General features: G+C 68.4%; 5 protein-coding genes. All 5 read left to right on the top strand.

The window, feature by feature from the left end; all coding sequences use genetic code 11:
• The coding region (locus tag AC2VON_RS09985) for an NADH-quinone oxidoreductase subunit D-related protein (RefSeq protein WP_486952810.1) at positions 1 to 137 on the top strand (137 nt) is incomplete at its 5' end.
• Between the two features lie 50 nt (positions 138 to 187).
• Positions 188 to 973, top strand: coding sequence for an NADH-quinone oxidoreductase subunit NuoE (gene nuoE, locus AC2VON_RS09980; protein WP_486952809.1), 786 nt, complete (start codon positions 188 to 190; stop codon positions 971 to 973).
• Positions 970 to 2,325, top strand: a complete 1,356-nt coding sequence (gene nuoF / locus AC2VON_RS09975; protein WP_486952808.1) for an NADH-quinone oxidoreductase subunit NuoF — start codon at positions 970 to 972, stop codon at positions 2,323 to 2,325. Before nuoE ends, nuoF begins: the two co-directional genes overlap by 4 nt.
• The gene (locus AC2VON_RS09970) at positions 2,322 to 4,742 is read left to right on the top strand and encodes an NADH-quinone oxidoreductase subunit G (protein ID WP_486952807.1); all 2,421 of its coding nucleotides are present in this window, start codon (positions 2,322 to 2,324) and stop codon (positions 4,740 to 4,742) included. Before nuoF ends, AC2VON_RS09970 begins: the two co-directional genes overlap by 4 nt.
• On the top strand, positions 4,739 to 5,534 hold a 796-nt coding region (nuoH, locus tag AC2VON_RS09965; protein ID WP_486952806.1), incomplete at its 3' end, for an NADH-quinone oxidoreductase subunit NuoH. The genes AC2VON_RS09970 and nuoH, both read left to right, overlap by 4 nt.

The raw sequence follows: 5,534 nt of genomic DNA, 5'->3' as shown, positions 1-5,534 counted from the left end.
CCTACCGGGTGCACTACCGCGACCCGTCGTTCACCAACCTGCAGGCTGTTGCCGCGATGTGTGAGGGCGGACTGGTCGCCGACGTGATCGCCTCGGTCGCCAGCATCGACCCGGTGATGGGCGGAGTCGACCGATGACCGTATCCGAGAAGGAGACACCGGCCAACACCACCGGCCGTGGACGGATGATGCCGCCCACCGCGGGCACCGACGGCCAGCGGAGATTCCTCCGGCTCGGCCGCCCACCGGAGGAGCCCGGCCAGTTCAACTATCCCGGGGCCCCGACGTCGTATCCGCCGGAGGTGCGGGCGCGCCTGGAGGCCGACGCCGCCGAGATCATCGGCCGCTATCCGCAGCCGCGCTCGGCAGTGCTGCCGCTGTTGCACCTGGTGCAGGCGCAAGACTGCTATCTCACGCCGGCCGGTCTGGCGTTCTGCGCGGAGCTGCTCGGGCTGACCCTCGCGGAGACCGCCGCAATCGCGTCGTTCTACTCGATGTACCGTCGCAAACCCACCGGTGAGTACCTGGTGGGGGTCTGCACCAACACACTGTGCGCGGTGATGGGCGGGGACGCCATCTTCGACGGCCTCAAAGAGCACCTGGGTGTCGACGACGACGACACCACACCGGACGGCAAGGTCACCCTGGAGCACGTCGAGTGCAACGCCGCCTGTGATTACGCGCCGGTGGTGATGGTCAACTGGGAGTTCTTCGACCAGCAGACACCGGAGTCGGCGCGTGTGCTCGTCGACAAGCTGCGCGCCGGTGAAGACGTGCGGCCCACCCGCGGCATGCCGCTGTGCAGCTTCGCCGAAACGTCGCGCATCCTGGCCGGGTTCTTCGACAAACGCGACGACGACGGCCAAGGCGGCCCCGGCGCACCGACCCTGGCCGGGCTGCGCTTCGCCCGCGAACACGACATGGCCGCACCGGCAACCGACGACGACACTGCGGGTCACGGTGATCGACAGTGACCTCACCGAGTGCCCCGACCGCCGGGGCGACACCGCTGACGCCGGTGCTGAGCCGTTACTGGGACGATCCGCAGTCGTGGACGCTGCAGACCTACCACCGCCACGACGGGTACCGCGGCATGCAGCGGGCGCTGGCCATGGAGCCGGATGCGGTCATCGAGCACGTCAAAGAATCCGGCCTGCGCGGGCGCGGCGGCGCGGGATTCTCCACCGGGACCAAGTGGTCGTTCGTCCCGCAAGGCACCGAAGGTGCCGGGGCGCGTCCCCATTACCTGTTGGTCAACGCCGACGAATCCGAGCCCGGGACGTGCAAAGACATGCCGCTGATGATGGCCACACCGCACGTGCTCATCGAAGGCATCATCATCTGCTGCTACGCGATCCGGGCCCACCACGCCTTCATCTACGTGCGCGGTGAGGTGCTGCCGGTGCTGCGGCGACTACACGCCGCGGTGGCCGAGGCCTACGCCGCCGGCTACCTGGGCGCCGACATCGGCGGTTCCGGCTTCGACCTCGACATCACCGTGCATGCCGGCGCCGGCGCCTACATCTGCGGTGAGGAGACCGCGCTGATCGACTCGCTGGAGGGTTACCGCGGTCAGCCTCGGCTGCGGCCGCCGTTCCCGGCGGTCGCCGGGCTCTACCAGTGCCCGACGGTGGTCAACAACGTCGAATCCATCGCGAGTGTGCCCTCGATCATGCTCAACGGCGCCGAGTGGTTCCGGTCGATGGGCACCGACAAGTCCCGTGGGTTCACGCTGTATTCACTGTCCGGGCACGTCAACCGTCCCGGTCAGTACGAGGCCCCGCTGGGTATCACCCTGCGCGAACTGCTCGCCTACGCCGGCGGGGTGCGCAACGGACATCGGCTGAAGTTCTGGACACCGGGCGGTTCCTCCACACCGCTGCTGACCGAGAAGCACCTGGATGTTCCACTGGACTACGAGGGCATGGTTGAGGCTGGATCGATGCTGGGCACCAAGGCATTACAGATTTTCGACGAGACCACCTGCGTGGTGCGTGCCACCCGGCGGTGGTCGGAGTTCTACAAACACGAGTCCTGCGGCAAGTGCACGCCGTGTCGGGAGGGCACCTATTGGCTGGTCCCGATCTACGAACGGCTGGAAACCGGCCGCGGCACCACCGAAGACCTGGACACCCTGCTCGACATCGCCGACGTGCTGTTCGGAAAGTCGTTCTGCGCGTTGGGTGATGGCGCGGCGATGCCGGTTCAGTCGTCGATTCAGTACTTCCGTGACGAGTACATCGCCCATGTGGAGCAGGGCGGCTGTCCGTTCGACCCGAAAGCGAGCATGTTCGTGCCCGACGGACCGAGGGGGGGCGAGGCGTGACTCAGCCCACCCGGTCGGTCGAGTCGGTGACGTTCACCATCGACAACCGGCAGATCACAGTTCCCAAGGGCACCTTGATCATTCGTGCTGCCGAGCAGATGGGCATCGAGATTCCGCGGTTCTGCGATCACCCGCTGTTGGACCCGGTGGCCTGGTGCCGGCAGTGCATGGTCGAGATCGAGGGGCAACGAAAGCCGCAGCCGTCCTGCGCGGTGGCGGCCACCGAGGGCATGGTGGTGCGCACCGAGCACACGTCGGTGGAGGCCGACCGGGCTCAGCACCTGGTGATGGAGTTGCTGCTGATCAACCATCCGCTGGACTGCCCGACCTGCGACAAGGGCGGCGAATGCCCGCTGCAGAACCAGGCCATGGCCCACGGGCGCACCGAGACCCGCTTCGAGGAGGCCAAACGGGTCTTTCCCAAGCCGATCAACATCTCCTCGCAGGTGCTGCTGGACCGGGACCGGTGCATCCTGTGCGCGCGCTGCACCCGGTTCGCAGGCGAGATCGCCGGCGACGTCTTCATCGAGATGATGAATCGCGGCGCACTGCAGCAGGTCGGCATCTACGAAGACGAACCGTTCGATTCCTACTTCTCCGGCAACGTCGTCCAGATCTGCCCGGTGGGCGCGCTGACCGGTGCCTCCTACCGGTTCCGGGCCCGCCCGTTCGACCTGGTGTCCACGCCCAGCGTGTGTGAGCACTGCGCCGCCGGATGCGCGCAGCGCACCGATCACCGCCGCGGCAAGATCCTGCGCCGGATGGCCGGCGACGACCCCGACGTCAACGAGGAGTGGAACTGCGACAAGGGCAGGTGGGCGTTCACCTACGCCACCCAGCGCGATCGCATCACCACCCCGCTGGCCCGCGACCCCAGCAATCCAAACGGCGAGCTGGTGCCGACCTCGTGGCCGAACGCGCTGACGCTGGCAGCGCGTGGACTGGCTGCCGCCCGCGGGCGAACCGGCGTGCTGGTCGGTGGCCGGGTGACCGTCGAAGACGCCTACGGTTACGCCAAATTCGCCCGCATCGTGTTGCACAGCGACGACATCGATTTCCGGGCCCGCCCGCATTCGGCCGAGGAGGCCGCGTTCCTGGCCGCCCGGGTTGCCGGAAAACCGGTCGGAGGCCAGAGCGGGGTGACCTACCGCGACCTGGAAACCGCGCCGGCGGTGCTGCTGGTCGGCCTCGAACCCGAGGAAGAATCACCGATCGTCTTCTTGCGGCTGCGCAAGGCCGCACGCAAGAAACACAGCAAGGTTTACGTGGTCGCGCCGTTCGCCGACCGGGCGGTGGAGAAGATGTTCGGCGCCCTGCTGCCTGCCGTGCCCGGCGGCGAGGCGGCGGTGCTGGACGATTTGCGTGACGGTTTGCGTGACGGTGAGGTCGGTGCCCTGTTGCGACAACCCGGTGCGGTCATCATGGCGGGCGAGCGGCTGGCCGTCTCCCCCGGCGCGCTGTCGGCCGCGGCTCGGCTGGCCGACGCCACCGGCGCGCGGCTGGCCTGGGTGCCGCGCCGCGCCGGCGAGCGCGGAGCGCTGGATGCCGGCGCGCTGGCCGGGCTGTTGCCCGGCGGTCGGCCACTCACCGACGCCGCCGCCCGGTCACAGCTGGCCGAGCTGTGGGGCGGCGGTGTCGGTCTGCCGTCGCAGCCGGGCCGCGACACCCACGCGATCCTGGCCGCTGCAGCCGACGGAACGCTGGGCGCGCTGCTGGTGGGCGGGGTCGAACCGGGTGATCTGGCCGATCCGGCGGCGGCGCTGGCCGCGCTGGACGCGGTCGATTTCCTGGTCAGCGTCGAGCTGCGGCACAGCGACGTCACCGACCGCGCCGATGTGGTGCTGCCGATCGCACCGTCGGCGGAGAAGTCGGGGACCTTCGTGAACTGGGAGGGACGGCACCGCCGTTTCGGGGTCGCGCTGCGGGAGACCGGCGCCCTGCCGGATGTGCGGGTGCTCGACGCGATCGCCGGCGAAATGGGTGTCGCACTGGGGCTGCCCACCGTCGATGCCGCACGCGCCGAGTTGCAACAGCTTCGGCCCTGGGACGGCGGTCGGATCAGTGTCCCTGATGTGGCAGCCGGCCCGCTGCCGCAGCCGGGCAACGGAGAAGCCGTCCTGGCCAGCTGGCGGATGCTGCTGGATGCCGGGCTCCTGCAGGACGGCGAACCGCACCTGGCCGGCACCGCGCGTAAACCTGTGGTGCGGCTCTCGGCCGACACCGCGGCCGAGATCGGCGTCGCCCCAGGCGATCCGGTCAGCGTCAGCACACCGCACGGCTCGATCAGCCTGCCGCTGGTCGTTACCGGTATGGCGTCACAGGTGGTGTGGCTGCCGATGAATTCCGCCGGTTCGGCGGTGCACCGGGAATTGGGCGTCACCGCGGGCGCGGTGGTGCGGATTGGAAAACCATCATGAGCACGCTTGGCACCGACCCGTGGTGGCTGATCATCGCCAAGGCGGTCGCCGTCTTCGCGTTTCTGGTGCTGACCGTGCTGTTCGCGATCGTCATCGAGCGAAAAGTGCTGGGCCACATGCAGATGCGTCCCGGCCCCAACCGGGTCGGCCCGGACGGCTGGCTGCAGAGCCTGGCCGACGGGATCAAACTGGCCCTCAAGGAGGACATCACCCCCGCCGGCGTCGACCGGGTGATCTACGTACTGGCCCCGATCATCTCGGTGATACCGGCGGTCACCGCGTTCGCCGTGATCCCGTTCGGCCCCGTGGTGAGCGTGTTCAGCCACCGTACCGCGCTGCAGCTGGCGGACCTGCCGATCGCGGTGCTATTCATTCTGGCGATGTCGTCGATCGGGGTGTACGGGATCGTCCTGGCCGGCTGGTCTTCCGGCTCCACCTACCCGCTGTTGGGCGGAATCCGGTCCACCGCCCAGGTGATCTCCTACGAAGTCGCGATGGGTTTGGCTTTCGTGTCGGTGTTCCTCTACGCCGCCACCATGTCGACGTCGGGCATTGTCGCTGCGCAGGACCGGGTGTGGTTCGGGTTCCTGCTGATGCCGGTGTTCTTGGTCTACGTCACGTCGATGGTCGGCGAAACCAACCGGGCGCCGTTCGACCTGCCCGAGGCCGAAGGCGAGTTGGTCGGCGGCTTTCATACCGAGTACTCGTCGCTGAAGTTCGCGCTGTTCTTCCTCGCCGAGTACATCAACATGACCACGGTCTCCGCGCTGGCCGTCACGCTGTTCTTCGGCG

The organism is Mycobacterium sp. TH-M82, from assembly GCF_057473605.1.
Note: the sequence above shows the minus strand (reverse complement) of the source record. Positions and strands in the feature narration are given on the sequence as shown.